The organism is Bacillus sp. FJAT-28004 (assembly GCF_001280845.1).
Taxonomy (GTDB): Bacteria; Bacillota; Bacilli; order Paenibacillales; family Paenibacillaceae; genus Pristimantibacillus.
In genome coordinates, this window is the sequence record NZ_LGHP01000003.1 from 120,018 (window position 1) to 144,681 (window position 24,664).

Here is a 24,664-nt window from a genome sequence, read left to right on the forward strand (position 1 = left end):
ATTAACCTTTCAGAGACAGCTTCTTAATTATGCTCTTCAACCGTTTTGCTCAAGCAATTTCGGCAGATGCAGGCTTTGTTTTTGAGCTCTACAGGAACGGCCTCAAGAAGCTCGCTAGGAAAGGATTTCTGGAAGCACCAGCAATCCTTCGATGCGGAGCTTTCTTCCATAGCGCAATCGTTCGGCTCATTACAAAGGGGACAATTCATGAACGCATTCGCCTCCTTGCTTTGTTATTCGGATACGTTAAGCACAAACTTCTCGATTACGTGGCGAACGCCTTCCTCGTTATTTGAAAACGTCACATAGTCTGCAATATCCTTCAGCGATTGAATGGCGTTACCCATAGCTACTCCGAGACCGGCAGCGATAATCATTTCATTGTCATTCCATGCATCGCCAAGCGCGATCGTTTGATCCATCGTACAACCAAGATGCTCGGCCATAAATTTCAGGGCATGCCCTTTTGTACCTTCCTTATGCATGAACTCTAAATAATGTGCTTTGGATTTGGTAATATGCACGCGATCACCGATAAGGGGCTTAAGCTGCTCAGCGATTTCATCAAGACGAGCAGGATCGTCGATTATAAGCATTTTGTTCATCGGAAAGTCCAGCAATTTGTTGAAGTCAGGCTCTATTTTGTAAGGAATATTGGCAAGCTTAGAATAAGCTTTGATTTTGTCATTGTCATGTGTACTGTAAAGCTCATCGTCTACGTAAAGCTGCAGGTGCAAACCGTTCTCCTCAGCGAAGGCGTGAAGCTCTTTAGCTGCATCAATCGGTACGTTTCTTTCATATAATACTTGTCCATCAAGCAGTGTTTTGACGAGGGCTCCTTGATAGGTAATAATAGGAACATTAAGTTCAATTTGTTTTGCGATTTTTTGAGCGGAAGCAAACATGCGGCCTGTTGCCAGTGTAACCGTTACGCCCTGGGCAATAGCAGCTTCCATGGCACGCTTTGTGCCTTCCGTTACGGTTAGGTCATCCGTTAATAACGTGTCGTCAACATCAATAGCGATAAGTTTATACATACTAGCGGTGAAGCTCCTCTCCAGCTCTCTATATTTAAGAATAGGTTGATTGTAGCTAAAATGATCCAGACATTCAAGACTAAGCGTACTTATGAAGTAAGTTTTACTTCGTAAAACTAAGCGTATGCTTTCGAAGTAAGTTTTGCTTCACAAAACTAAGCGTATGCTTTCGAAGTAAGTTTTACTTCGTAAAACTTTTAAGGAGATGAACAGATGAACTATTTTACATCAGCTGCAGCGAAACAAAGATTTCTGACTCTCTGTGTAATGGGAGCTGTGTTATTTACTGCTCTTGGCTTTGCAATAGGATTTTTCTGGATGGGTAATCAGTATCCGATGCTGAAGGAGCCAACCTTTAAACAATTTACGGTTTCATACAACAAAATCATGAATGACTATTTAAATGGCGCAGAGCCGAAGAAGCTAATTAACGGAGCTATTTCAGGCATGGTTAGCTCGCTTGAGGACCCGTATTCCCGTTATTTGGCTGAGGAGAAGGGTAATGCCTATACCCAATCCTATGAGGGTGAAATATATGGAATTGGTGCTGAACTGCGCGAAGAGGAAGGAATGTTCATCATTACCAATCTCACGAAGGGAGCTCCTGCCGAGCGAGGCGGCTTGCTGGCGGGCGATATTATCATTGCGGTAGATAATCAGAAGCTGGCTGGAAAGACGTTTGAGGAGCTGCTCGGTCTCGTTAGAGGTAAGGAAGGAACATCAGTCTCGCTACAGATTCAGCGCGCGAATCAAGCTGAGCCGATCACATTAACTCTGAAGCGGGAAGCTATTCCGGTACATACGGTAACCTCTGAGCTTCTAGAAGGCGGTATCGGGCATGTTACGATTAGCCGTTTCGCAGAGAAAACAGCAGACGAATTTGAGGCTGCAATTACTGAACTGCAGGCTAAGCAGCCGCTTAATGGGTTGCTGCTAGATATGAGATCCAATCCAGGAGGCTTGCTGCAGCCGACCATTAAGATTGCGAGCAAGCTTATTCCAAAGGATAAGGTTATTTTGAATGTCGTGTACAAAAATGAGCGGCAAACGATTTCTTATAAGTCAGATCAGAAGAAAGAATGGAAAGTTCCGATTGCCGTCCTCGTAAATGGTCAATCTGCGAGTGCGAGCGAGGTGCTTACGGCTGCATTAAAGGAATCAGCGGGAGCGACAGTCATCGGTGAAAAAACGTATGGCAAAGGTGTTGTACAAGCATTTAATCAGTTTAAAGACGGTTCTGTCTTAAGCTTAACGGAAGCACAGTGGAAGACGCCGGGCGGTACTTGGATTAACAAAACAGGCGTGTCACCGGATTTTGCGGTAGCTCTCCCTGAATATACGAAGCTAAGACCGCTTGCAATCGGTACACATATGAAGATAGGAAGCTATGGCGAGGATGTAAAGACGCTGCAGATGATGTTGAAGGAGCTCGGCTATTCTCCTACAGGGCAGGAAGGCATGTTCGATAAACAAACAGCGGAAGCATTAAGCGAATTCCAGACAGCTGAGAAGCTGGAGGCTACGGGCAGCTTTAATGACAAAACGGGGTATAAGCTGTTGGAACGTCTGCGCGAGAAGCTTGGACGTGAGGACAGTCAACTTATTAAAGGGTTAGACGTTCTTAAAAATCGCAGTTGACAACGGGGATGATAATCATTATCATCAAATAGGAAGCAAATCCTTCGTTGCGCTGCGGGGTGTATCTTATGAAGAAGATTAAGTATTGCAGACGGAATCTCAAGAACGGTTTGGAGCCGATTTATAAGGCTATGAAAAATCGATATCCGAATATTAAGCAGAAAAAAAGTGATTGCCTTGGCGATTGCAAAACCTGCAAGCTAGAGTGCTTCGTCGTGATTAAGTCGAAGACGGTTAGCGCGCCGTCCGCAGAGAAGCTCTATAAGCGATTGAAAAAAATGATTGGATAGCAACTTCATTTGAATAAATTAACAAGAACGGCATTTGCCGTTCTTTATTTTTATGTTAGAATGAGTACAATCTAGGAAAGCTGAGGTGCATGAGCATGAATGATGGATTAGCAGAAGCATTAAATGAACAGATGAATTTTGAATTTTATTCAGCGCATGTGTATCTTGCAATGGCGGCATACTGTTCAGGTGAAAGTCTTGATGGTTTCGCTAACTTCTTCATTATACAGGCTGAGGAAGAACGATTTCATGCAATGAAAATATACAAGTTCCTGAATGACCGTGGTCGTCGGGCTACGCTTTCTGCTCTTGGAGAGCCGAATAACGAATATTCGTCCATTCTGGACACTTTTGAGCAGGGCTACGGACATGAACAGCAAAATACGAAACGTTTCTATAATTTATCTGACCTTGCGATCAACGATCGCGAGCACGCAACGATCAACTTCCTCAAATGGTTTATCGATGAGCAAGTTGAAGAAGAAGCGCTGTTTGATAATATTATCCATAAGCTGAAACGCATCGACAAGGATAGCAATGCATTCTATATGCTTGATGCTGAGTTCGCTGGACGTTCCTTCACTCCTCCAGCAGTATAAGCAGGACACAACTATAATGTATGAATTATAAGGGATGTACCGAAAGTAGAGAAACCTACTTTCGATACATCCCTTTTTTCTATCGATGGATCATTCAGCCCTTAAGTAATTGCTCCACTATTCGATTGGCTGCTGCCGCAGTCGAGATCCCATTTTCTTCAGCTGTTTGGAATACGTTTATCAATGTATCCTTTATTTTCTCAACGTTCTTCTGCGCTGAGGCCGCATCCCCGAAAGTAAGCTCGACAGAAGTTACGATGATGCCGCCTGCGTTGATTACAAAATCCGGTGCATACAAAATGCCAAGCTCATGAAGCTTCTCGCCATGGCGACTTTCCGCTAATTGATTGTTAGCTGCCCCAGCAACAATGCTGCAGTCTAGCTGACCTAATGTAAAATCGTTTAGGATGCCACCTAATGCGCATGGTGAAAATACATCGCAAGGTATGCGCATAATGTCATGTGGCTTACAAGGAAATGCCCCGAAGTCCTCAACCACCTTTTTTACTCGTGTTGGATCGACGTCCGTTACGACTAGCGATGCGCCTGCACGCTTCAAATAGTGGCATAGCTGATAGCCTACTTTGCCTAAGCCTTGAACGGCAATTATTTTTTGCTGCATATTTTCGTTACCGAATACCCTTTTAAGAGAAGCCTTGATTCCAAGGAACACCCCGTATGCGGTCATTTTAGCCGTAAAATCATTCACTGCCCCAAGCGACCCCGATGTATCAGTCACATAGGAAGTCTCAAGACGAATCCAGTCCATATCCGTAACATCTGTACCTAGGTCCATTCCGGTAATATAGCTTCCATGTAAGTTTTTAATATGCTGACCTAGCGCCCGAAACAATATTTCCCGTGAGCTTTGACCAGGTTGGCTGAGGATTACGGCTTTGCCGCCGCCAAATGGAAGACCTGAGATTGCTGATTTATAGGTCATTCCTTGAGCTAGTCGCAGTGCATCGAAGACAGCGGCTTCGTCGCTTGCGTACTGCCAAAACCGGCAGCCGCCTAGGGCAGGGCCAAGCTTTGTACTGTCAATTGCAATGATTGCCTTCAACCCGATAGAACGGTCCTGGAGGAAGATGAGCTGCTCATAGCTTTGATTCCATACATCCAAGTGGATTCCTCCTTTGAAGTCTGCATGTCATGCTTCTTGTATGTAGTGTATTCAATGCTGCTTGCATGGGCTACATCATGTGTCTTAAGCCGCTCCAAAATGAGGGTGAAAATAATAATAGTAATTCTCTACCAGATAGGGCAAAAATAATTTGTTATTATATTTATAGTTGAGCTTAATAGGTTCATCGCAATCCTATATTTATGATTTATTTATGATAGAAATAAGATAATGAAAAAGGATGGGGTTTCATTGCATTTATTTCCTGTAGCCTACTCGCTATTATCAACCGAAGCGTTATTGTCGCATATTAAAGCACACTATGACATTCTTGAGCCCGCTCGTCTGCAATATTTTCTGAGAGGGATGAACGATACTTATATTTTAGAGGCGGGGCAAGGCAAATACATATTTAGAGTTTACCGAGCGGACAGAAGAAACAAATCGGAAGTTGCTTTTGAATTAGATTTATTAAACGATCTTCATGCAAAAGGTATAAACGTCTCCATACCGATACAAAAAAATGACGGCACATTAATTAACGAATTTTATGTTCCTGAAGGTGTAAAGTACGGGGTAATGTTTAGTTTTGCTGAAGGTAATGAAAAGAGAATGCAGCATACAGAAGATAGTCGTTTATTTGGAGCAGCAGTTGCCCAAATTCACCAAGCTGCAAACCATTTCACTTCGGAACACGCAAGAGGCGAGCTTGATTTTGAACATTTAATGGAGACTCCGCTTAGCATAATCAAGTTGCATATGGAAAATCGGCAAGAGGATTATCAATTTCTGTATGAGCTGATCATGCGCTTAAAGAATCAGCTAGTCATCCATCTGGAAGCAGGACTGGACTTTGGAATTTGCCATGGGGATCTGCATGGCAATACGAATGTCGCTTTTTCGGACGATGGAATACTGACACATTATGATTTTGATATTTGTGGGTATGGATGGAGAGCTTATGACATTGCTGAGTTTAGACTGGCGAGAGAAATTCATAGCGGGCATGATAAAGATGAGGTTGAAAGACTATGGAATGCATTTATTAATGGGTACAAGGAAATCAGATCTATAAGCGATAATGATATTAAAGCTGTTCCGATATTCGTAGCGCTTAGACAGCTGTGGCTCTTTAGTTTATGTTTCAGTGAATCTGAGCTAATCGGAGCAGCTGATTTTGATGATGGATTTATTGACAGCAAGATGGAGTATTTTAGAAATTTAGAATAGATGTCACAAATGGGAGGTGTTATCAATTGAAGTTAATTGATGAGACGGTTGTGAAATTAGCAGAAGCCTTTCAACTGCCTGAACGTATATTTCAAATAGATGATTTACCATGGGTTCCCTTTAATGAAAATCATACCTGTTATTTTAAACCTTTACGCTTTGATCTTAGCACGGGAACATGGATATATTTATTCAAAATAAAGAGCAATCAAGTGTTAGGCAAGCATAGGCATACCGGCGGATCTGTGATCGGGTATAACATTCAAGGGAAATGGCGATATGAAGGGCGTGATTGGGCAGCTACCCCAGGAACATTTATATTTGAACCGCCCGGAGATATTCATACACTGATCACGGAAGATGAGGAAGTATTGACGCTCTTTATATTAGGAGGAGCACTTCAATATTTCAATGACAACGATGAAATTACCGGTCAAGATGATATTTTCACCGTTCTCAAGAAGTATAAGGACTTTTGTGAACAAAATAGTATACAGGAAAATCATGAGTTGATTTATTAATCTGAAGAGTAGGATTAGGAGAGATCAAAATTGAAGGAACAATTAACAGAACATATGATAGAAGGTCATTCTATTTTATTACGTCCTGCGAGGGAGTCTGATATCGAGGCTTACTTTGCTTTTATCCAAGATACAGAGATGAATCTGCTGACAGGTTCGCAAAAAGCTTTTACACGTGACCAAATTGTAGCATGGATTAGCAAAATTAGTGTGAGGGATGAAGAGCGTTTTGATTCTATCATTATTTTGAAGGAAACAGACGAGCTGCTCGGTGAGGTTGTATTAAATGAAATTGATGCTACAAACCGGAGCGCGAATATACGTATTGGAATTCAAGGGGCGCAGCATCGGGGCAAAGGTTATGGTACGGAAGCGATGATTCTTATGCTTAGATATGGATTTGAAAAGTTGAACTTGCATCGGATCCATCTCGGAGTTTATGCTTTTAATCCGCGCGCCATCCATGTGTATGAGAAAATTGGCTTTCAACGCGAGGGAATAGAACGGGACGCTTTATATATGGATGGGAAGTTTCATGACCTCATAACGATGTCTATACTAGAGGATGAGTTCCACACTAAATACGGGGCATAAACAAACATAAATAAAGCGTCAAACTAAAACATGGTTAGCATGTTCTAGTTTGACGCTTTTTTGCTAAAATTTACATTTCGTTAGAATGGAGTGCAAGGAAGGAGTCAACGAGATCAGGGTCAAAATGCAGCCCGCGCTGTTCACTAATATACTCTAATGCACGCTCTTCGGACCATTTTTCTTTGTATGGACGAGTGCTGGTCAATGCATCATAAACATCGACGACGCTAACGATTCGCGCTTCAATCGGTATATTTTCTCCAGCAAGCTGATGCGGGTAGCCTGTACCGTCCCATTTTTCATGGTGGTACAAAATAATATTTTTGCCCATTTCGAGCTCAAGCTTAAATAAATCATCAGTAAGCTCAGCATAAATTTTATCGATGATATCAACGCCGATTTGCGTATGCATCTCAACAATTTGTCGTTCATAATAGGCTAGAGGTCCGGGCTTATACAGAATGCCCTCCGGGATTCCTGATTTGCCGATATCATGCAAAATGCTCGCATGCGAGATGCGGTTCACTGAGTTCTCCGACCAGCCTAATAACATGCGTTCATTATGGAAGTGAGTGAACCGTTCCGTTAAATCACGCACACGTACGAGATGCTGCTCGATACCGGGATCACGTATTTCGCAAGAAATGGCCAGCACCTTGAGCATGGAGCTTTGGATGGAGCCGATGCGCTCCTCAGGTAAATAAAAGCCGCTCTTTAGCTTTTCCAGCTCACGAAAAACACCGATATAATAGGTCCCCCCTTCAGCATGAAGAGGCGTTATTGTAATCGAGGAATGCCAAATGCTGCTGTCTCTTCTTCGATTCGTCAGTACGCCAGACCATGGCAAGCCTTGTTTAAGCGCCAGCTTCATCTGATCATGCGTTTCTTTTGGCGTATAGGATGTACGTAAAATGCCAGCTTTTTTCCCGGTTATTTCTTGGGAAGAGTAACCCGTAATTTTCTCATAGGACGGATTGACAGCAAGAATATGATGTTCTATATCTGTGATGATCACAGCATCTGCTAGTTTGAGGTAATGGACTAGATTTTCATTCATGTTGCTAATGGTTTCTCCTCACTTCTTTTTCTTAGGCAATAGCTTTGTTCCTTGCTCCATCGGGGACTGGCATAATGGGCAAGCTCGCGTCACTGACTGTGAATCCTCGTACGTAATAATTCGTTGCCATACCTCGCAGGAATCGCTTGTGCATAACCATGCAAGAGCTGACTCCGATTCGCCGTCCTCTTCTTGTCCTGACATGAATGCAGAACGAATGAATCGGGATAATTCAGCTGGTTTGCCTCGGTACAGAGCAGGAGAGCTGATGTACAATTCTTCTTGGGCTCTGGTGACGGCAACATAAGCGAGTCTTCTTTCTTCCTCAAGCGCTTCTGCAAGCGCGTTGTCACCCGTTTGAATAGAACTCCGATCACTATGCTTATCCGCAGCTAGCGCAGAGCTATGCGGCAAAATACCTTCGGAGGCACCGATAACGAATACGATCGGAAATTCAAGCCCCTTGGATCTATGAATCGACATCAGCGATATCGCGCTGCGATTATGATTATGCTTCTGAAGCTGCTGCACTGCAGCATGCTTGTTCGTAATATCATCAATATAGGTCAGAAAAGCCTCGATGGTATCGTATGCGCTCGCAGCGGCCTCGAATTCATCCAGCACTTCCTTTAAACCTTCCTTATGCTCCGTCATCTCATGACGCTTGCTCGTTTCGAGAAATTGGTCATAAAAGGATTGGCGAAGCTGCATAATAGCTTCAGCAGGTTTTAATTCAGCTAGTGCTTTAATAAGCTTGATGCGCTCTTTGATTTTGTCCTTCTGAAACTCTTTCACTTGTGGAAATTCAAGCAAGTGAATGAGCGGCCATTTCTTTGCGCGCTGCTTGTCCTGGTTCCATATGAATGCCATAGCCTGCTCGCGATTGACATACAGCGAGGGGAGCAAGATTTCCATAGCATCGAAATTTCGGCGATCCATCGCAAGCCGCAGATGTGCAACTAATGTCTTTATCGCCCACTGGTCATAAAAGAGCTGGCCATCGCCGAAGTCGATAAACGGCAGTTCCCTCGTGAGCAGCAGCTCGATGAGTGCCCTGCTGCTGCTCGCTGTACGGAACAAAACAGCAAAATCACCATAGGAGCGATAACCTTGTGCAATTTGCGAACTAATGGTATCCGTAATGAGCTTTGCTTCGTCCTGCGTCGTTTTGAGCCTTGCATAGGATGGGCTGACTCCTTTAGGCTTAACAGCTAAGAGCGATTTCTCTTTGCGGAGCTTATTATATTGAATGATGGCATTGCCAAGACCAACGATTGTGCTGGTTGAGCGGTAGTTAATATCAAGTACATAAGTTGCTGCGCCCGGATATTGATGCTCGAAGTTCAATATATAATCGTTTTTTGCGCCGTTGAAAGAGTAGATCGTCTGATCGTCATCACCGACGACCATAAGGTTGCGATGCTTGTCTGCAAGCATTTGGACGAGCACATATTGCACTTGATTCGTGTCTTGGAATTCATCGATCATGATGTACTGAAAGCGTTGCTGAAGTGTTGCGAGAAGCGCTTTGTCGTCCCTCAGAAGCTTATAGGCTTCAAGCAGCAGATCATCGTAATCGAGTTTATCCATCTCTTTCTTCCACTGTTCATAACGGGTGAAAAGCAGCTTTAACTCTCTTTCCTCCGTTGTAGAAGCGGGAAGGTCCTGGATGTTGATCATCTGCAGCTTAATTGCTGAGAGCTGTGCAAGCAATGTTTCGGGCTCATATTCGTTTTGCAGCAAAAGCTCTCGCATCAGTCGTTTGAAAAAAATATGCTTTTGTCCGGTCTCTCCCAAAATCCCTTGGCGATATCCGCGGCCCCGCAGCAGCTGGAGGCAGAAGGAATGAAAGGTGCGAGCCTCCACGCCGCTTGCTGCCTGCGGGCTAAGAACTGGAAGCGCTCGAATGCGGCTGCGCATTTCATCGGCTGCTTTTTTGGAAAAGGTCATAAGTAAAATATGCTGTGGCAAAGCGCCCTGTACAGCAAGCAAATAAGCCGTTCGGCATACGAGTACAGACGTTTTGCCTGAACCGGCTCCTGCAAGCGTCAGCGCAGGACCTTTATTATGGCGAACCGCGGCAATTTGAGGTCTATTGAGTGAAATGCCGAATTGCTCTAAAGAGCGGAAAAAACCGGCATCTTTCTGGTTAGCATCAACAAGCTGACGGCTGGTTTCGGCTTCCGCTTGCTCGGCAAAAGGAACCTGACTGTTCCGAATGCCTATGGGAAATGTATAATAGACATTACTCACTATTTCATCACCTTTAAGAATAATATTCACTTATTATAACAGAACATTAAAAGAATGAGGGATGACATCATGATTGGACAAGCTATGAAACAAGATTTACAAGAAGTAATGCCGCTCTTGCTCTCTGCGATCGGTCACATTGCCTATACTTTAGCTGGTACTGAGGATGATTCTGAAGTAGAGCGCATCCTTGGTGAATTTTACATTCGGGAGGACAATCGGATCAGCTACAAGCATGTTCTTGTCGATAGAAGAGAAGATTGTATTGCGGGTATGCTAATCAGCTATGCAGGTGATGGAGCTGCTGAGCTTGATTTGCCCTTTGTTACACGTCCTGGACGGGATACAGGTGTTCGTGCGGATGAAATCATTGCTGTTGAGGCGCAAGAGGGCGATTATTACTTGGATTCCATCGCAGTTGCTGAACGCTATCAGGGGCAGGGCATCGCTAAGGCGCTAATCAGTGCTTTTGAACAGAAGGGTGTAGAGGCAGGATATAACAGGCTGTCATTAATTGTGGAGCCAGAAAATACGAGAGCTTATGCGATTTACAAAAAGCTTGGTTTTACCGAGGATGGTACGATCCTAGTGAGTGGAAGTCCCTATATCCGAATGGTAAAAATGCAGTAATTGTTCATTAAGTTAATTATGGAATAAAAAGGGTTTGTGCGGTAAGATGAGAGAGTTATATATGTAATTTATCATAGACTTTCATCGTAACCGGGGGCGTGTTATTTATGGCTATTGCAAGCTTCAAATCGAAATTAGCTTACAGCTCGGGAAATTTATCAGTCAACTTAATTGCACAGGCCTTCGCATCCTACATCGTTTTTTATTATGTGGATGTGCTTGGTGTAAAACCGACTTTAATCAGTCTGGCAATGGTGATTCATGGCATCGTAAATGCGGTGCTAAACCCGTTGTTCGGGCATATTTCCGATCGTACCAGCTCCCGTTTTGGCAGGCGCATTCCGTACATGCTGTTTGGAATGTTACCGCTGGCTGCTTTGTTTACGGCTATTTGGTTTCCAGTAGGCACTGGATCAGAGTTGTTTTGGTATTTTTTAACGATCGTGTTGCTCTATGACATTATGTTCGTTATGGTTGTATTGAATTATTCAGCACTCTTTCCTGAAATGTTTACAACAATGAAAGAACGAGCATCGGTGTCCTCTTGGCGTCAAATGTTCGGCATCGTGGGGATGATTATTGGCGTGGCGCTGCCTCCTCTCGTATACGGCAATCTGGGCTGGGGGCCAATGGGAGCAATCTTTGCAGGTATTGCGTTGATTTTCTTTATTATTATGGTATCGGCCAGCAAAGAGAAGGTTGTCGTTTCGCGTGAAGAAGTCGGTTTTGTTCAATCCTTGAAATTCACGTTCTCAAATAAGGCTTTTGTTTTATTCGTTATCGGCAGCTTTTTCGTACAATTTACCTTTGCAATGCTGCCTGCAGCTATTCCTTTCTTCACCAAATATGTACTTGGGGCTGATGATGGCAGCAATACGATTCTACTCGGCGCTATCTTTGTCGCTGCAATTCCTTGTGTCTACATATGGGGTAGATTGTTGCAGAGATGGGGGGCGCGCATGACCGTGATGATCGCAGTAAGCATCTATGCGTTAGCAATGATTCCATTTTTATTCGTATCCAGTGTTGCAACAGCAGCTTTGGCAGCGGTCGTTATCGGTATTGGTTTAGCAGGTCTGCTCGTTTTGCTGGATGTTTTGTTGTCCGAGATTATTGATGAGGATGAGAAGCGGACAAACTTACGCCGAGAGGGCATGTATTTTGGCATGAATGGCTTCATCGTCAAATGGGGAATCTCGCTGCAGGCTGTTGTTCTAGGCGTTGTTTTGGAGGCTACAGGTTATGTGAAGGATGCGGTTCAAGCGGATGCAGCAGTGTGGGGTATTCGTTCGATGCTCAGCTTCATCCCATTCATAGCTTTAATAGTGGCTCTTCTATTCTTCTATTTATATCCTATTCGTCATTCTAATCATATGACAAGAAGCGGTGAGCCACAGTAATGACTAGTTTTATAGACTGGGTAAAAAAGAATCCATTTTTGCTGCTTCTGTTTTTAATGGGGGCTGCAGTTAGAATGGTATACGCGGGCTCCATTCCTGGCGGCTTGAATCAGGATGAGGCATCGATCGGCTATGAGGCCTATTCTATTCTTTATTATGGAATCGATCGCAATGGCATATCGCTGCCCGTTCATTTGATAGCATGGGGAAGCGGACAAAACGCGCTTTATGCGTACTTATCTATGCCGTTTATCTATTTATTTGGTTTATCTGAGTTGTCAGTTCGGATGGTTAGTATCCTATTTGGGCTGCTGGGCATGGTGTTATTTTATCTGATTGCAAATCAGTTATTTAAGAGAAAGCATGCAGCTGCGGCTGCAGCTTTTTTTATCGTCATATGCCCTTGGCATATTATGATGTCACGATGGGCGCTAGAGTCGAATATTTTTCCTACTCTGGTGCTGACCGCAGTGTTTTTCTTGTTCAAAGCGCTGCATCAGCCGAAATGGCTGATTGGCTTCACATTAACACTTGCCGCTTCACTTTATGCTTATGGTACTGCCTATTTTTTTGTACCGGTTTTTGGAGCAGCTGTACTAACTCTACTCGTGGTCAGCAAGACGTTCAAGCTGCGAGTTCTGCTTTGGAATTGCGCAGTTCTCATAATACTTGCAGCACCAATCGGCTTGTTTGTTCTTATTAATCGGTATGGTATGGCGACGATTCAGTTTCTGTTCTCTATTCCAAAACTAACCGTTCCCCGTGTAGAGCAAGTATCTACCGCTTTCGAAGGTCATATTTTTTCAACGTTTGCAGACCATTTCAAATCATTTTTGCAAATGTATCTGACTCAAAATGATGGTTTGCTGTGGAATGCTATCCCTAAATTCGGATATATGTACCCGTTAGCCTTGCCGCTTATCGGTATTGGCATCCTATACGGTGTTATGAAATTGATTAAGCATTTCCGTATCGAGACTGCTGTAATAGCGATTTGGTTCGGAACGGCTGTACTAATGACACTGATTACAGACGTGAACATCAATCGTATTAATATTATTTTTTATCCGACGGTATACTTGGCAGTTGCAGGCTTAATGTGGCTGCACAAGCGGGTTAAATACGCTTTCCCTATAGTTATAGCGGCGTTCTCAATTTTCTTTGTTTTCTTCTGTGCTAACTACTTCACTACTTATGCGAAGCAAATAAGCCCGCTTTTCTATGAGTCATTTGGAGAAGCTATACAGTACGCATCAGATGAAACGGAAGGCAATATCTATGTGACGGATCAAGTGATGATGCCTTATATTTATGTATTATTTTATGAAAAAATCGATCCAGAACAGTTTATAAGAACAGTCGACTATATAAATCCGGGTGAGCCCTTTCAGTTTGTTCGATCGTTTGGCAGATACTATTTTGAGAAGCCTGAGCTGAGGACAAACGAGGAGGCCGCTTATATTTTCAAGAATAGTGACTCTATTCCGGGTGAGGATTCAGGCTATAAGATTAAAAGATTTAAACATTATACGGTCGTGAGCGGTACAGGAACGATTCCGGCTCCGAAGGTTAATGAATCATTTTAGGCACGAACTGGAGTCTTTGATTGAATGCGAAATTCATATTGCAGATTGTGATCGTTCGCTGTAAATGCGAAACGAATAGTTAGAATGATAGATTAATAGATCAAAGCAGCCCGCCCTCTGACGAGGAGTAAGCTGCTTTTTTGTTTTATAATGTCCTTTCCTCTCATTCGGAAAACTAGTTTAATCAAAATTGAGACATAACGTTCTTTAAAAGAAGAGCTTTGTTCTTTCATGCTCAAATTACTTCATTACAGGAATTGCTTTTTATATGTCGAAAAGATTAAAAGCATTTCAACAAATTTCGAAAAAAGCTGGGATGATCTCGACTGAAAGGAGCAGAACTTTGAAGAAACTTAAAATGCTGTCTCGCTTGCACGTCTATCAAAGGGTAATCATCGTATTTATGGTGATGATGATTCCGGTTTATCTGATTAATCTATGGATGAATATGTCAGGGCTCTCGCTTATGAAACAAGGATTTGCTAATTCAAGCTTGACGAATGTTACGTTTTATTCCAGTCAGTTGGATGATCAAATTGCGTTTGTCCGTAAACAGCAGCTGCATCTTTTGAACGACTCTGACTTAGAAAAGTTGAATTTTCTTGGTGAACAGCTAAATGAATTTGAAGATTTTCAATTAGTAAATCGGATCGAAGAACGGCTGCTAACCATTCAAGACTCTAGCGATTTTCTTGTAAATGTAGGAGCATATGTGAAAACCCTCGGCAGAACGATTTCAACGCAGAATGGTGTTATGAAGGTAGCTAAAAATTCTGAATTTTCCACTATATCGAGTTTTAGTACCAAGCAGCCTGCACAGCCATTCTATTTTGAAGATGAAAAAATGCTCTTTATCGAATCCAGAAACAACGGCAATATCATTGTGTATATGGAGCTCTCCATCCCGAAACTTAAGGAGACGCTTTTAAAGCTTGTTGAGCACTCTCAGGATTCTGGCGCTTTGCTGGCAGATGAAGAGTTCGATGACGTTATATCGGTGAAAGCTAAAGATCCGGTAATGGGATATATTAAAGCAACTAAAGCGCTTAATGAACCTGAACAAACGATGGACTTTACTATGGTTAAGGTTGAGAGTCAAAACTATATGATCACTAGTACGGATATTCGAGTCCTTGGATTGACGTTATACACTTATATGAATGAGAGCGAAGTGATCAAACCTCTCAAAAAATTCAACTTCTGGTTAATCCTCTTTTCCTTCGTATCGATAGCAATCGTTATCATGTTTTCCTTTTCAGTAAATTTGATGATCCACAAGCCTATAAATAAGCTAATCCAAGCGTTTAAAAGATTAGAGACAGACAACCTGATCGTCTCCCTTCGAAATCAGCAGCACGATAATGAATTTGGCTATTTGTACCGTAATTTTGACCAGATGGTCGATAAGCTGAGGCAATCGATCAATGAGAATTATGAGCAAAAAATCGCTCTTCAGCAATCCGAGCTGAAACAGCTGCAGTCGCAGATCAATCCTCACTTTCTGTATAACAGTTTTTTTAATCTCTATATGATTTGCCGGAGCGGCGATATGGAAAGCTCTGCGACATTAGCACAAAAGCTTGGAGGATATTACCAATTCATTACGCGCAGTGGGAAGGATTCGGTACCTTTCGTGGAGGAGTATCAGCATGCGCTTGACTACTGTGAAATTCAAAGCATCCGCTTCTCAAATCGGATCATTGTGGAAGCGACTGAGCTGCCCGAGGCCGCTAAATCGATTGAGGTTCCTCGTTTGATCGTCCAGCCGCTTGTTGAAAATGCCTTTGAACACGCCTTCGAAAATGGGATGCGGCGTGGGAACGTAAGAATGGAAACGACTTTTCAGGATAACCATTTGTCCATTGTTGTGGAGGACGACGGCAACGCGATCACGGACGAATCGCTTTTTGAACTTCGAAAAAAACTAAATATTGCCTCATCTATTCCTGAAAAAACGGGACTGATTAACGTCGGCCGAAGGATTCAGCTTCAATTTGGGGAACGAAGCGGCGTTTTTGTTTCCCGCAGTACATTGGGCGGTTTAAAAGCAGAGATCAGCATTTACTTTGACATTTAAGGAGATGGGATAAATGTATCGATTATTGATTGTTGACGACGAGCCTTCCATTGTAGACGGATTGCTGCAGCATTTCCAGGATAATGTAGAATGGGAGCTCGACATATGCAAAGCTTATTCGGCGCTCGAGGCGTTGGAAATTGCAAAGAAAACAAAGATAGATCTGCTTATCAGCGATATCCGGATGCCTGGTAAAAGCGGGCTGCAGCTTGTCGATGATGTATTGTTTTATTGGCCTTCCTGCAGGGTTATTCTGTTAACCGGACATAGTGAGTTTGATTATGCTTATAAAGCGATTCAGAAAAATGTGGACAGCTATATTTTGAAAATGGAAGGAATGGAGGTTATTCATCAAACGGTAAGCACAGCGATTAACAAACTTGATGAGGAACACCGAAATCGGAATATGCTGGAGAGGGCCAGCTTGAAGCTAACGGTGGCAGAGCCTTTATTAAAAAAAGAATTTTTTGAAGCACTGCTGACAGGGGATAATGCCGCAAATGTTTGGCGCAGCGAATGGTATGAGGGGCTTTCTCTGCGAATCGAGCTTGGAAGGCCATTAATGATTATTGCGGGAAAAGTGGATCTATGGGAAGAAAAAACTACTTATATAAAAAAAATGGAACTCTTTTATTCTGTTCAGAGCCTATTTTCTGAGCATCTGCCTTTGCAAATCAAAGCGGAAACAGTCATCCATGACCGCAGTGAGCTGGTATGGTTTGTACAACCTGACGTGGCTGCTGATAAATTTAACGAAGAGAGCGGCGCAACGGACTGGCAGGCGCTGGTCTTTTATTTGAAGGGGATGCTGGAACCGATACAAAACAGCTGCCGCAATGAACTCGGAATTCCGGTATCGTTTGTCGTCGGTAAGGGAGCCGTCGAATGGAATGGAATTGGACAAACGTTTGATTTGGTAAAAGCGGCTTTCAAGCAACGGGCCGTATTCGGACCGGCAATGGCAATCATCGATCTCGATAAGTCCGACGAATGGTTCAAGGGGGAAACAAGAAAGTCCGCCGTACCTCCAGCGGTTGAGTTCAATAAAAAACTTAAGGTGTTAGAAAAACTTCTTGATGAAGGGGACGAGAAGGAAGCGTCCGCTTTAACCTCCGAATTGGTTGGGAGGTTAAAGCAGGAGATAAATTCTAATTATATAGCCTTGATGGAGCGGTATTATAAGCTTCTGCTAGTCTATCTGTCTGCATTAAACAGCATGGATTGTTACGATAAATCGTTCCAAGACATCGGGGTAGCAAGTCTTTCGGTTATGGAGCCGGCAGCGGAATGGGAGACAATCGAAAAGCAGTTGGACCGATTATGCGTATCGATCTGCCATATGAAAAAGGAGCAGGTGGAGAAAAGCGAGAATCAGATTGTGGAGCGAATTCATCGTTTCGTGAACGAAAATTTGGGAAATGATCTATCGCTTGCCCGCATTGCGGAAGTGGTTTATTTCAATCCATCCTATCTTTCCCGCTTTTATAAGCAGTTGACCAGACGTAATTTATCTGATTTCATCAATGAAACGAAAGCTGAGGCGGCGATGGACATGCTTATACACACGCAGTTGAAGGTGAATGAAATCGCCCTTAAGCTGGGGTTTGAGTCGCCTTCTTATTTCACATCCTTTTTCCGAAAAATGACCGGATCCACGCCTCAGGAGTATAGAGAGACCGCTATCATAAAAAGTAAATAGAACAGAAGCATGTAAAGATCTTATTATTGTTCCGAAGTAATGGCCGGGATATGATTAATTTGTAAAGAAAACTGACACGCATTAAAGGGGAGGAATAACATGAGGAGAAAGTTTGCTAGCTATGCACTAATCGCTTCAACCATTTTCACTTTTGTGGTTTTGCCTGCATGCAGCAACGGGGGGACTCCAAACAACACGGCCTCAGAACCGCCAGCAGGTGATACTCAAACGAATGAGGTAGAAAATTTTGATCCACTGGGCAAATATGATGAGCCTGTAACCGTTACCCAAGTCCTTTCATACCGCCCCCCGGAGGATACCGACGCCCTTCCTGGCGTCAAGCCTGAAACTAGCGGGTTTGTCAAAGATTTGAAAGAAATGCTGAACATTGATCTTAAGTATTTATGGTCTGTCCCTCAAGACCAATTTGATCAGAAGTTTAGCTTGTCGATCGCGTCAGGTGATCTGCCCGATGTCATGCAGGTCGATTTGACAACCTTCGAGAAATTCCGGGAGCAGGGCATATTGGCTGACCTGACTGATGCTTATGAAAATTATGCATCTCCGGCATTGAAGAAAATCATCGAGAAGGACGATCGTTTTGCGTTGAATTCCCTTACCTTCGACGGCAAACTGCTGGGCGTTACGGGAAGCGGAACGGGTGGGACGCAAATCGTATGGATTCGCAAAGACTGGCTTGACAACCTAAAGCTGCAGCCTCCTGCCACATTGGAAGAACTGGAAAAGGTGGCAGAGGCATTCGTTAAAGATGATCCAAACCTCAATGGCAAAGATGATACTTACGGCGTAATACTAAACAAAAATATTTTTGGCTGGGGGTTTGATGCCAAAGGATTGTTCTACAGCCACGGTTCCTATCCGAACGCCTGGTTAAAAAGTCCTGACGGCAGCCTTGTATCTGGCAACATTCAGCCAGAAACAAAGAAAGCGTTATCAACCCTGCAATCATGGTACGGGAAAGGGATTTTGAATAAAGAGTTCATGCTGGCGGATGAAGACAAGATTAGTGAAGATATCGTGGTCGGCAAAGTAGGGATTTCATTTGGAGAATGGTGGTATCCGAACTGGCCGCTTAACCTGAACAAGGATAACGATCAGAAAGCAGACTGGATTCCGCTGCAGCTGCCATCTTTTGAAGGCAAACCGGGTAAGACTTTGAATCAAAGATCTATTAACAGCATTTTGGTCGTCAATAAAAAGGCGAAGCATCCGGAAGCGGCGATCAAGATGGCCAATTACTTCCTTGAGACGAACAAAACCAAGTATACAGATAAAAAAAGTGTTGATTATAAAGGACCGTCCAACGGATACATTTATAATTGGTACACACCTAGATTTTATTATCCTGGCGTATTTGATCTGATAATGGAAACGGTCAGCGAAGCCGTGGAAGCGGGACAGGAAACACTTGATCTGCCTGAAGACTTCCCGAGCGCAGGCGAAGCACAGGCTGTTTTCGAAAACGCGAAGAAATATGCTGCAGATCCGACAGACAACGCAGCTTGGGGGATGTGGTTTAGCCGAGGAGCCAGAGACGGCGGAGTCGGTTTCTCCAAGAAGATTGTTGACGATGGAATGGTCGTATGGGATGAGTATTTCGGACCTCCTACACCAACAATGATCGAACGGAGTTCGTCGTTAGACAAGATGAGGGATGAAACGTTCATGAAGATCATCGTAGGCTCCGCTCCTATTACCGATTTCGACAAATACGTTGAGGACTGGAAGAAGCTAGGCGGGAACGACATTACTGCCGAAGTGAATAAATGGTATACCGAAAACGGAAATAAATAAGGGCATGGTCATCGGAAGGCAAGGAGGGGGAAGCTACACAGCATCGTTCCCCTTCTTTTTTATTTTAACATTCTATTGAAAATCGGAGGGCTCCGGATGTGAAGCAAACGACAACGAACATCGGAAAGGTACCATTGACACTGCCTCAGAATCGCTGGAAATTGAAAAGAGAACTCCCTTTGCATCTTATGCTCATCCCCGGCGTTATTGTAACGCTGATCTATGCTTACGGACCGATGTTAGGGATCGTGATGGCATTTCAGAAGTTTCAACCAGCGCTCGGTTTTTTTAAATCCAAATGGATTGGTTTTAAAAATTTCAGTTATGTGTTTAACTTGCCTGATTTTAATCAGGTACTGTGGAATACCACTTTCATTTCCTTATTAAAAATTATTTTCGGCTTGGCTGTTCCTTTGATTTTGGCCTTATTGCTGAACGAGGTTGCGAAAAACTGGTTCAAGCGGATGATTCAGACGAGCATCTTTTTACCTTTCTTTCTCTCTTGGGCCGTGCTAGGTGGAATTATGATCGAGCTTTTTTCGCTCAGCGGTCCCGTCAATGGCCTGCTGTCTTTCTTCGGCGTTGATCCGATCATGTTTATGGCGAGCAACAATTGGTTTGTTTCCATCATCATCGCATCCGACGTTTGGAAGGGCATGGGATACAACTTGATCATATTCCTGGCTGCCATTGTCAGCATTAACGTTAATCTCTATGAGGCTGCCGAGGTTGACGGAGCAGGCAGATGGAAACAGATGCTGCATATTACGCTGCCGGGAATGTCTACGATTATTATCCTGATTTGCACATTGAGCTTGGGAGGCGTGCTGAATGCAGGATTTGATCAAATCTTGATTCTGTATAATCCGATCGTGTATGAGAAAGCCGATGTAATCGATACCTTTGTGTACCGACTTGGCTTGTTCGATCATCAATATGCGCCGGCTGCGGCTATTGGATTGTTCAAATCCGCTATTTCGGTCGTATTGGTATCGCTGTCTTACTACCTCGCATACAGATTCAGCAACTATAGAATATTCTAGAAGGCGGGTGGAACCTATTGCATTTCTATAAGCAGTCTGCCGGGAGGCAAATCTTCAATATTGTTAACCTATGTATTCTGACATTTATAACGTTTTTGTGCGTTGTTCCTTTCATCCATCTGCTTGCCGTATCGTTAAGCTCAAATGCGGCCGCATCAGCCGGCTCGGTAAAACTGTGGCCTATCGGATTTACGCTTGAAGCGTACGGTTTTCTCGGGCAGAAGCCTGAGTTTCTCCGTTCGCTTGGGATAACGTTGCAGCGGGTCGTCCTCGGAACGGCAATTAACATGTTCCTTGTCTTTATTACCGCGTATCCGCTTTCGAAGACATTTGAGCAATTCCGTCATAGAGTCGTCTATGTTTGGTTTTTTGCGATTACGATGTTTTTTGGCGGCGGTCTCATTCCTACTTATATCGTCGTCAAAGAGACTGGTTTGATGAACAGTATTTGGGCACTTATTATTCCCGGTGCGCTTAGTGTATGGAATGCCGTATTGATGCTTAATTTCTTCAGGGGAATTCCGAGAGAGATGGAAGAGGCCGCTTTGATCGACGGCGCCGGCCACTGGTCTATTCTTTGGAAAGTGTATTTGCCCGTGTCGCTGCCGTCCATTGCCACAATCGGCCTGTTTACGCTGGTTGGTCATTGGAACTCCTGGTTTGACGGTATATTGTACATGAATTCACCGGATAATTATCCGCTGCAAACCTATCTTTCAACGTTGGTAACGTCCATTAATATTAAAATGATTACGACCGAGGATATGTCGATGCTGCAAAATTTAAGCGAAAGAACGCTCAGGACAGCGCAAATATTTCTTGGCGCACTTCCGATTATGCTGGTTTATCCTTTCCTGCAGCAATACTTTGTTAAGGGAATGACCATCGGCAGTGTTAAAGAGTAAGAGAACGTGAAGGATATTTCGCGCCGCTTTAGAGAGGAAGGGAAATAATTATGAAACAGATTACCGTTGCGTTAATTGGTGCTGGATTGCGAGGCGGGGTTTATACGGGCTATGCGCTGAACAATCCGCTGGATATGAAAGTGGTTGCTGTAGCAGAACCGGATGCGCGGCGCCGGTTAAGTCTGCAGAAGGATCACGGCATTGATGATGAAATGTGTTTTGAGAAGTGGGAGGAGCTGCTGGACGCGGAGGTAAGTGCGGATGCGGTCCTGATCTGCACACAAGATAAAATGCACTTCGAACCGACAATACAGGCTTTGGAAGCCGGTTATCATGTGCTGCTTGAAAAGCCGATGTCCGCCAGCTTCGAAGAATGCATTCTAATGCAAGAACAAGCGGAAAAGCACAATCGCGTGCTTACAATCTGCCATGTGCTCCGCTATACGCGTTTCTTTCAAACGCTTAAGAGTTTGCTGGATGAAGGCAAGATCGGGCGCCTTATGTCTATTTCGCATAATGAAAATGTAGGCTATTGGCACCAAGCGCACAGCTTTGTAAGGGGAAACTGGCGTAATGAAAGTGAATCGAGTCCGATGATTCTTGCTAAGTCTTGCCATGACATGGATATTTTGCTCTGGTTGGCGGGAGCGGATTGCAGCAGTCTTAATTCATACGGAGCATTATCCCATTTTAAATCTGACCAAGCTCCTGAGGGAGCGCCGCTGCGCTGTCTTGACGGATGTCCGGCTGCCGATACATGTGCTTATTATGCGCCAAAAGTTTATCTGACCAATCATCCTGGATGGATGGATATGGCAATCAGTAATGATCTCAGCTATGAAGCACGCTATCAAGCTCTTCTTACGGGGCCATATGGCCGTTGTGTGTATCATTGCGATAACGATGTGGTGGATCATCAAGTAGTCAGTATGGAGTTTGATAATGAAGTAACAGCTGTATTTACGATGACGGCTTTTACGAAAGAATGCGATCGGACGATCAAGCTGATGGGCACCAAGGGCGAAATCCGGGGCTCAATGGAGAAAAACGAGATTGAAATCTTGTATTTCGGCACCGGTCGAAGAGAGCTCATCACGTTTACCGACCAGGGCGGGCATGCGGGCCATGGTGGAGGCGATTACGGATTGATGCGTGATTTTGTGCATGTCATCCGTAAAAACGGCAGCCAGGATACGCTGACTTCAGCCGCCAAATCGGTGGAAAGCCATATGATGGCTTTTGCCGCAGAGCGTTCACGAAAGGAAAAACGCGTCGTTCGATTGGATGAATTCATTAAAGTGCGGGTGTAAAGCTGAATAAAAGGCAGGCAAAGGATCGATGCGATTTCGACAGGTTCATCTTGATTTCCATACGTCCGAGGCGATCTCGGGCATCGGGTCTGACTTTAACAGCTTGGAGCAAGGGAAGGGAGAATCCGTACTTTAACCGAGGGAAGCAAAACAGGATATGACATCTGGTAAGGAGGTCTAACATGAGCGAAAACGCAATTCGACTTGAAACAAGATGTTTGAGTTCGCTGGTTAAAGTATTTACCGATGCTGAGCTTGAGGAGTCGGCTTTTCGCGAAGCCTCATCGTTAGGGAACGAAACGTTCGCGTTTCAGTTGGCCTACAAATCGGATCGGGTGATGAATGGAATCCGCGTTCAAATCGAATCGGAGCTGTCCGATGTCATTTCCATAAGGCAAGTAGGCCTGGTTCCGTCGGAATTGCCGGTATACGAAGATCACGACGACGTCATTCTCCGTTCGACGCCCGGATTGTTCCCTGATCCGTTATATCCGATCCTGAGCAGTGAAGGTATTTCAGCCTTTCCCGGACAATGGCGGGCGCTCTGGATTACGGTTGAAGTCAATGAGCAAATCGGTCCAGGGCTCAAAAAAATTCGAGTCCGATTGGTGGCAGAGAGCGGCGAGAAGCTTGGCGATGAAAGGTTCCTGCTGGAAGTTATTCCGGCTCTATTACCTGAGCAAAAGCTCATTCATACCGAGTGGTTTCATGCAGATTGTCTATCGACTTACTATCAGGTTGAAATATTCGGGGAGCAGCATTGGAGGCTTATTGACGAATTTTTGCAAAATGCTGCAGCGCATGGAATCAATATGATTCTGACTCCCCTCTTCACCCCTCCGCTCGACACGGCGGTAGGCGGTGAGCGTCCGACCGTTCAACTCATCGACGTTACGAAAGACGGATTGTTTTACCGGTTCGGATTCGAACGTTTACAGCGTTGGATCGATCTTTGCAGCCGCAAAGGCATTCGATATATCGAGTTTTCCCATTTATTCACGCAATGGGGGGCTGGGCATGCTCCGAAAATTATGGCTGTTGCGGATGGCTCCTATAAGCAAATATTCGGCTGGGAAACGGATGCCGCCGGAGCAGAGTACCGGATCTTTTTATCGCAATTTTTACCTGAGCTTGTCGCTTTTATTAATACAAACGAGTTGTCCGGTCGTTGCTTTTTTCATATTTCGGATGAACCCGGCCTTAAGCATTTGGAAGCCTATCGCGGAGCCAGCGAGTTAGTCAAAGCGTTTATCGGAGAATTGCCCATTATCGACGCGATATCCGATTATCCGTTCTATGAACAAGGAATGGTTAACCAACCCGTGAGCGCGAGCGATCACCTGGAACCGTTTCTTAGCCGCGATGTGAAGGATTTGTGGACCTATTATTGCTGCGTACAATATAAGGAAGTTTCCAACCGCTTTTTCGCCTTTCCATCATTCCGCAACCGTATCCTCGGTATGCAGCTGTATAAATTCAACATAAAAGGATTTTTGCACTGGGGATATAACTTTTGGTATTCGCAATATTCCATAAATAAACTAAACCCATATCAATCAACCGATGCTGACGGTGCTTTTGCTTCTGGCGATGCTTTCCTTGTTTATCCAGGGAAAGAGGGGCCGATCGAGTCCATCCGCATCGAAGTTTTATATGAAGCGCTTCAAGACCTGAGAGCCTGTGAACTTCTAGAGGAGTTAATTGGAAGGGAAAGCGTGATAGAGCTGTTGGAGAGGGGCCTCAATCATCCATTGACCTTTAGTCAATATCCAAACAGCAGCAGCTGGTTGCTGGAGAAAAGATTAGAGATCAACCGGCTTATTAAGGAATTTTACATTCTGAATGGAAGCGAGTGAA

At 44.0% G+C, this 24,664-nt stretch carries 21 protein-coding genes; 16 read left to right on the forward strand and 5 right to left on the reverse strand.

Annotated features, from left to right (window positions below; translation table 11 throughout):
• Positions 1-23 precede the first annotated feature (23 nt).
• Positions 24-209 carry a cysteine-rich CWC family protein gene (locus AC787_RS35465; protein ID WP_054028329.1) on the reverse strand — a complete coding sequence of 62 codons (186 nt, stop codon included), beginning with the start codon at positions 207-209 and terminating at the stop codon, positions 24-26.
• A gap of 24 nt (positions 210-233) precedes the next feature.
• Positions 234-1,037: a Cof-type HAD-IIB family hydrolase gene (locus AC787_RS28380; RefSeq protein ID WP_054028330.1), complete on the reverse strand. Its 804-nt coding sequence runs from the start codon at positions 1,035-1,037 to the stop codon at positions 234-236.
• A 213-nt stretch (positions 1,038-1,250) separates the two neighbouring features.
• Between AC787_RS28380 and AC787_RS28385 the strand changes: the two genes are divergently transcribed.
• The 3 genes from AC787_RS28385 (at position 1,251) to AC787_RS28395 (ending at position 3,564) form a co-directional block, all read left to right on the forward strand.
• Complete coding sequence (locus AC787_RS28385; protein WP_054028331.1) at positions 1,251-2,675, forward strand: S41 family peptidase; 1,425 nt, start codon at positions 1,251-1,253, stop codon at positions 2,673-2,675.
• A 68-nt stretch (positions 2,676-2,743) separates the two neighbouring features.
• Positions 2,744-2,965, forward strand: a complete 222-nt coding sequence (locus AC787_RS28390) for a DUF1450 domain-containing protein (RefSeq protein WP_054028332.1) — start codon at positions 2,744-2,746, stop codon at positions 2,963-2,965.
• 95 nt (positions 2,966-3,060) lie between these two features.
• On the forward strand, positions 3,061-3,564 hold the full coding sequence (locus AC787_RS28395; protein WP_054028632.1) for a ferritin: 504 nt from the start codon (positions 3,061-3,063) through the stop codon (positions 3,562-3,564).
• A gap of 94 nt (positions 3,565-3,658) precedes the next feature.
• On the opposite strand, the gene AC787_RS28400 is transcribed toward AC787_RS28395, so the two are convergent.
• Positions 3,659-4,687 (reverse strand): Leu/Phe/Val dehydrogenase, encoded by a 1,029-nt coding sequence (locus tag AC787_RS28400; protein ID WP_235561151.1) that lies wholly within the window; start codon positions 4,685-4,687, stop codon positions 3,659-3,661.
• A 252-nt stretch (positions 4,688-4,939) separates the two neighbouring features.
• On the opposite strand from AC787_RS28400, the gene AC787_RS28405 reads away from it, so the two are divergent.
• The 3 genes from AC787_RS28405 to AC787_RS28415 are packed head-to-tail and all read left to right on the forward strand — an operon-like array spanning position 4,940 to position 7,032.
• The gene (locus AC787_RS28405; RefSeq protein ID WP_054028334.1) at positions 4,940-5,917 is read left to right on the forward strand and encodes a phosphotransferase; all 978 of its coding nucleotides are present in this window, start codon (positions 4,940-4,942) and stop codon (positions 5,915-5,917) included.
• A 26-nt stretch (positions 5,918-5,943) separates the two neighbouring features.
• Positions 5,944-6,438: a 2,4'-dihydroxyacetophenone dioxygenase family protein gene (locus AC787_RS28410; RefSeq protein WP_082361228.1), complete on the forward strand. Its 495-nt coding sequence runs from the start codon at positions 5,944-5,946 to the stop codon at positions 6,436-6,438.
• 30 nt (positions 6,439-6,468) lie between these two features.
• Positions 6,469-7,032: a GNAT family N-acetyltransferase gene (locus AC787_RS28415; RefSeq protein ID WP_054028335.1), complete on the forward strand. Its 564-nt coding sequence runs from the start codon at positions 6,469-6,471 to the stop codon at positions 7,030-7,032.
• A 70-nt stretch (positions 7,033-7,102) separates the two neighbouring features.
• Here AC787_RS28415 and AC787_RS28420 read toward each other — a convergent pair whose 3' ends face one another.
• Positions 7,103-8,089, reverse strand: coding sequence for an HD domain-containing phosphohydrolase (locus AC787_RS28420; RefSeq protein WP_054028336.1), 987 nt, complete (start codon positions 8,087-8,089; stop codon positions 7,103-7,105).
• A gap of 18 nt (positions 8,090-8,107) precedes the next feature.
• Positions 8,108-10,342 (reverse strand): UvrD-helicase domain-containing protein, encoded by a 2,235-nt coding sequence (locus AC787_RS28425; RefSeq protein WP_235561152.1) that lies wholly within the window; start codon positions 10,340-10,342, stop codon positions 8,108-8,110.
• A 69-nt stretch (positions 10,343-10,411) separates the two neighbouring features.
• Here AC787_RS28425 and AC787_RS28430 point away from each other — a divergent pair, with 69 nt between their 5' ends.
• The 10 genes from AC787_RS28430 (at position 10,412) to AC787_RS28475 (ending at position 24,663) form a co-directional block, all read left to right on the forward strand.
• Complete coding sequence (locus AC787_RS28430) at positions 10,412-10,972, forward strand: GNAT family N-acetyltransferase (RefSeq protein WP_054028337.1); 561 nt, start codon at positions 10,412-10,414, stop codon at positions 10,970-10,972.
• A 107-nt stretch (positions 10,973-11,079) separates the two neighbouring features.
• Positions 11,080-12,372: an MFS transporter gene (locus AC787_RS28435; protein ID WP_054028338.1), complete on the forward strand. Its 1,293-nt coding sequence runs from the start codon at positions 11,080-11,082 to the stop codon at positions 12,370-12,372.
• On the forward strand, positions 12,372-13,958 hold the full coding sequence (locus AC787_RS28440; RefSeq protein WP_082361229.1) for a glycosyltransferase family 39 protein: 1,587 nt from the start codon (positions 12,372-12,374) through the stop codon (positions 13,956-13,958). The genes AC787_RS28435 and AC787_RS28440 overlap by 1 nt, the downstream gene beginning before the upstream one ends.
• 343 nt (positions 13,959-14,301) lie before the next feature.
• Positions 14,302-16,035 (forward strand): sensor histidine kinase, encoded by a 1,734-nt coding sequence (locus AC787_RS28445; protein WP_161807578.1) that lies wholly within the window; start codon positions 14,302-14,304, stop codon positions 16,033-16,035.
• 13 nt (positions 16,036-16,048) lie between these two features.
• Complete coding sequence (locus AC787_RS28450) at positions 16,049-17,734, forward strand: response regulator transcription factor (RefSeq protein WP_054028341.1); 1,686 nt, start codon at positions 16,049-16,051, stop codon at positions 17,732-17,734.
• Positions 17,735-17,833: 99 nt separating this feature from the next.
• A complete protein-coding gene (locus tag AC787_RS28455) occupies positions 17,834-19,549 on the forward strand; it encodes an extracellular solute-binding protein (RefSeq protein ID WP_054028342.1) in 1,716 nt (571 codons plus the stop codon).
• A 188-nt stretch (positions 19,550-19,737) separates the two neighbouring features.
• A complete protein-coding gene (locus tag AC787_RS28460; RefSeq protein WP_054028635.1) occupies positions 19,738-20,592 on the forward strand; it encodes an ABC transporter permease in 855 nt (284 codons plus the stop codon).
• Positions 20,593-20,609: 17 nt separating this feature from the next.
• On the forward strand, positions 20,610-21,497 hold the full coding sequence (locus AC787_RS28465) for a carbohydrate ABC transporter permease (RefSeq protein WP_054028343.1): 888 nt from the start codon (positions 20,610-20,612) through the stop codon (positions 21,495-21,497).
• 50 nt (positions 21,498-21,547) lie between these two features.
• Positions 21,548-22,807, forward strand: a complete 1,260-nt coding sequence (locus AC787_RS28470) for a Gfo/Idh/MocA family protein (RefSeq protein WP_054028344.1) — start codon at positions 21,548-21,550, stop codon at positions 22,805-22,807.
• 182 nt (positions 22,808-22,989) lie between these two features.
• Positions 22,990-24,663 (forward strand): DUF4091 domain-containing protein, encoded by a 1,674-nt coding sequence (locus AC787_RS28475; RefSeq protein WP_054028345.1) that lies wholly within the window; start codon positions 22,990-22,992, stop codon positions 24,661-24,663.
• Position 24,664 lies beyond the last annotated feature (1 nt).

Excerpts from the sequence above, each read along its gene's own strand:
- AC787_RS28470 (WP_054028344.1), top strand. The coding sequence starts at position 21,548 with ATGAAACAGATTACCGTTGCGTTAATTGGTGCTGGATTGCGAGGCGGG.
- AC787_RS28460 (WP_054028635.1), top strand. The coding sequence starts at position 19,738 with ATGCTCATCCCCGGCGTTATTGTAACGCTGATCTATGCTTACGGACCG.
- AC787_RS28395 (WP_054028632.1), top strand. The coding sequence starts at position 3,061 with ATGAATGATGGATTAGCAGAAGCATTAAATGAACAGATGAATTTTGAA.
- AC787_RS28450 (WP_054028341.1), top strand. The coding sequence starts at position 16,049 with ATGTATCGATTATTGATTGTTGACGACGAGCCTTCCATTGTAGACGGA.
- AC787_RS28390 (WP_054028332.1), top strand. The coding sequence starts at position 2,744 with ATGAAGAAGATTAAGTATTGCAGACGGAATCTCAAGAACGGTTTGGAG.
- AC787_RS35465 (WP_054028329.1), bottom strand. The coding sequence starts at position 209 with ATGAATTGTCCCCTTTGTAATGAGCCGAACGATTGCGCTATGGAAGAA.
- AC787_RS28430 (WP_054028337.1), top strand. The coding sequence starts at position 10,412 with ATGATTGGACAAGCTATGAAACAAGATTTACAAGAAGTAATGCCGCTC.
- AC787_RS28420 (WP_054028336.1), bottom strand. The coding sequence starts at position 8,089 with ATGAATGAAAATCTAGTCCATTACCTCAAACTAGCAGATGCTGTGATC.
- AC787_RS28435 (WP_054028338.1), top strand. The coding sequence starts at position 11,080 with ATGGCTATTGCAAGCTTCAAATCGAAATTAGCTTACAGCTCGGGAAAT.
- AC787_RS28475 (WP_054028345.1), top strand. The coding sequence starts at position 22,990 with ATGAGCGAAAACGCAATTCGACTTGAAACAAGATGTTTGAGTTCGCTG.
- AC787_RS28455 (WP_054028342.1), top strand. The coding sequence starts at position 17,834 with ATGAGGAGAAAGTTTGCTAGCTATGCACTAATCGCTTCAACCATTTTC.
- AC787_RS28385 (WP_054028331.1), top strand. The coding sequence starts at position 1,251 with ATGAACTATTTTACATCAGCTGCAGCGAAACAAAGATTTCTGACTCTC.
- AC787_RS28380 (WP_054028330.1), bottom strand. The coding sequence starts at position 1,037 with ATGTATAAACTTATCGCTATTGATGTTGACGACACGTTATTAACGGAT.
- AC787_RS28440 (WP_082361229.1), top strand. The coding sequence starts at position 12,372 with ATGACTAGTTTTATAGACTGGGTAAAAAAGAATCCATTTTTGCTGCTT.